Source organism: Actinoplanes sp. NPDC048791, assembly GCF_040650095.1.
In the GTDB taxonomy this organism is placed as follows: domain Bacteria; phylum Actinomycetota; class Actinomycetes; order Mycobacteriales; family Micromonosporaceae; genus Actinoplanes.
The window spans coordinates 1-3,271 of sequence record NZ_JBEZGQ010000941.1 but is presented as its reverse complement, the minus strand read 5'-3'; the positions used below and the strand labels follow the sequence as shown (position 1 = coordinate 3,271).

At 69.4% G+C, this 3,271-nt stretch carries 2 protein-coding genes and 1 pseudogene; 1 reads left to right on the top strand and 2 read right to left on the bottom strand.

Going from position 1 to position 3,271, the window contains the following annotated elements:
• A pseudogene (locus AB0C29_RS40120) lies at positions 1-214 on the bottom strand (aminotransferase); the annotation flags it as partial.
• Between the two features lie 84 nt (positions 215-298).
• Here AB0C29_RS40120 and AB0C29_RS40115 point away from each other — a divergent pair.
• Positions 299-2,485, top strand: a complete 2,187-nt coding sequence (locus AB0C29_RS40115) for a transglycosylase domain-containing protein (RefSeq protein WP_360832095.1) — start codon at positions 299-301, stop codon at positions 2,483-2,485.
• A 14-nt stretch (positions 2,486-2,499) separates the two neighbouring features.
• Here AB0C29_RS40115 and AB0C29_RS40110 read toward each other — a convergent pair whose 3' ends face one another.
• Complete coding sequence (locus AB0C29_RS40110) at positions 2,500-3,099, bottom strand: TIGR03086 family metal-binding protein (RefSeq protein WP_360832092.1); 600 nt, start codon at positions 3,097-3,099, stop codon at positions 2,500-2,502.
• Positions 3,100-3,271: the final 172 nt, after the last annotated feature.

The window sequence follows — 3,271 nt, the reverse complement described above, 5'->3', positions numbered from 1 at the left end:
CGGCGACGGCGGCGGTCGCCGCGGTGTCATCGGGGTACGCGGCCAGCTCGGTCAGCGCCGCCTGGATCGGTCCGGCGAGCCACTCCGGCATCGGCTGGCGCCGCACGTTGACCGCCAGGTCCACCAGCCCGGGAGCCACCTCGGCGTCGCCGTGGTGGTGCAGATCCGCCGCTGCAGCCCCGGCGTGCGCGGGAAGGTCCACGGAAGAGGTCACACGCCTCAGCATGCCGGACGTGATCCGGCCGATTACTTCAGCCGTTCCGTGAGGACATGAGCGGTTTTGTCATACCTTCGAAGGGTGACGAAGACCGGACTCGCCAAAGCTGGACGGATCGCGCCGCTCATCCGCGCGGGACTCATCGCCGGGATCGTGGTCGCGGGTCTGATCTTCCCGCTGGTGGCGCTGGCCGGCGTCGGCGCCAAGAACGGCGCCGACGCGCTGGAGAGCATGCCCGAGGGACTCACCGAGGTGCCCTCGGCGCAGACGACCTACGTGTACGCCAACGACGGCAAGACGCTGCTCACGACCTTTTACGAGGAGCACCGCAAGCCCACCAAAATCGCGGACATGTCGCCGTTCATCATCCAGGCGATCGTGGCGTCCGAGGACACCCGCTTCTACGAGCACAACGGCGTGGACGCCAAGGGCGTGGCCCGCGCCTTCGTGGCGAACCAGCAGGCCGGTGGCGTCTCCCAGGGCGCGTCCACGCTGACCATGCAGTACGTGCGGATGGCGCTGCGCGACGGCGCGAAGACCCCGAAGCAGGCCCTCGAGGCGACCGAGCAGACGACCGCCCGCAAGCTCCGGGAGATGCGGCTGGCCATCGAGCTGGAGAAGCGGCTGTCGAAGCAGGACATCCTCGAGCGGTACCTGAACTCGGCGTACTTCGGGCACCGGGCGTACGGGATCTTCGCGGCGGCTGAGGTCTTCTTCTCCAAGAAGCCCGAGGACCTGTCGCTGACCGAGGCGGCCCTGCTCGCCGGACTGGTCAAGGCGCCCTCGGCGTACGACCCGGCGACCAACGACCAGCGGGCGGCGACCAACCGGCGCAACTACGTGATCGACCAGATGCTCAAGATGAACGCGATCACCGCGGCCGAGGCGACGGCGGCGAAGAAGTCCAAGATCAAGCTGAAGCTGACCACGCCGCCGAACGACTGCGTCTCCGTACCGAAGAAGCACAACGACTGGGGCTTCTTCTGCGACTACCTGCGCAACTGGTGGATGGAACAGCCGGCCTTCGGCAAGACGTCGCAGGAACGCATGGCCAACCTGCGCCGCGGCGGCTACAAGGTGGTCACCACCATCGACCCGAAGATCCAGAAGTCGGCGATGAAGCATGTGCTCGACAAGGAGAAGAAGAAGAGCGTCTACGCCCACGGCGAGGTCGTCATCGAGCCCGGCAGCGGCCGGATCAAGGCGATGGCGGTGAACCGCAAGTACTCGCTCGACCAGGAGAACAACGGCGAACACAGCGACCGCCGCAAGCGCGACGACTTCAAGGGCAACTACCCGAACACCGTGAACCCGCTGCTCGGCGGCGGTGACATGGCGGGCTACCAGGCCGGCTCGACCTTCAAGATCTTCACGATGCTGGCGGCCTTGGATGAAGGAATGCCGCTGGACACGGCGTTCAACTCCCCGCAGCGGTTCGTCACGAAGTACATCACCGCGCCTGGGCCGGCGACCTGCGGTGTGCACTGGTGCCCGAAGAACTCCAGCGCCTCGATGACCGGCCGGCAGACCATGTGGAGCGGCTTCGGCAAGTCGGTCAACACGTACTTCGTCCAGCTGGAACAGAAGGTCGGGGCGGAGAAGGCGGTCCGGATGGCCGAGCGACTGGGGCTGCGGTGGCGCACGGAGATCGACCGCACGCTGGCCGGACCGGACCACGCCGACGGGTGGGGCGCGTTCACGCTGGGCGTCAGCGACGCGACCCCGATCGAGATGGCCAACGTCTTCGCCACCCTGGGCGCCGAGGGCAAGTACTGCGAACCCATCCCGGTCCGCATGATCAACACCCGGGACGGGGCGTCGCTGACGTACAAGGGCAAGAAGGTCGCCGGCCCGCGCTGCCGCCAGGCCCTGCGACCGGAGGTCGCGCAGGCGGCAACCGACGCGGCCCGCTGCGTCACCGGCTACGGCGCGGCGAAGGGCAGCTGCGGCGGCTGGGAGACCTCACCCATGGTGTACGCGACCCTGAAACGGCCGGTTGCCGGCAAGAGCGGCACGACGGACAGCAACCGGAGCGCCTGGTTCTGCGGCTTCACCCCGCAGCTGGCGGCAGCGGCCTTCGTGGCGGACCCGGACAACCCGGAGAACACGGTGGGGTCGAGCCGCGGGACGATCTCGAAGTTCACCGTGGCGGAGACGCTGAAGGACGCGCTGAAGGGGCAGCCGAAGGCGAAGTTCACGCCGCCGCCGGACGAGCTGATTCACGGCTCTTCGGACCGTTCCGACTCCTCGGAGCGCTCCGGCTGGTGACTGGCCCGCGGGGGTCAGTGGGCGGACGTGGTCGGGCGCCAGCGGGGGTTGCGGCCGGCGAGTGAGACGGCCTGGTCGAGCAGCTCGGCCTCGCTCTCGATCTGCACGACCGGGCCGAACATTCCCGGGGTGCCCTCCGGCGGGCCCTGGGAGAGGAACTCGATCAGCGGCTCGAGCAGCCGCGGATCGGCGGCATATTCCTGACCGGTCGCCCGGGCCAGATCCCAGCCGTGCATCGTGAGCTCGTTGACCGCGACCAGACCCATCTCGGTGGCGGGCATGGTCACGCCGCCGGCCCGGGCGGTGCCCTCCCACGCCGAGGGCGAACGCCAGGCGATGGCCAGATCCTCCAGGACGACCGGCAGACGGCTGCGCCACTGGGCCGACAGGTTGGCGGCGGAGGGCTCGGGCGGAGGGCTGTCCGGCGCGTCGAACCTCTTCTGCGCTGCCTGGGTGAACGCCCGGGACAGGCCGGCGAGGTGATCGAGCAGGTCGCCGACCGTCCAGTCGGGGCAGGGAGTGGGCGCCCGCAGGTGGTCGTCGGTGATACCCAGCAGCAGGGACCGCACCTGGCGGACCGGCGGGGCGAAATCCAGCGGGACACGATCGGCCACGGCGGTGCTCCCTTCTTCTCGTGGAACCCCCTCACCGTAAGGCCGGGGTGCGACATAGACCGAAATCAGATCCGCCGACGCCGGCGCCAGTCCCCGTCGGAGTGAGAACGCCCGCGATCCGCGCCGGCCGGCTCCCGGGCCGGACCGGCCGGCTCGGGCGGGGGCTGGCCGC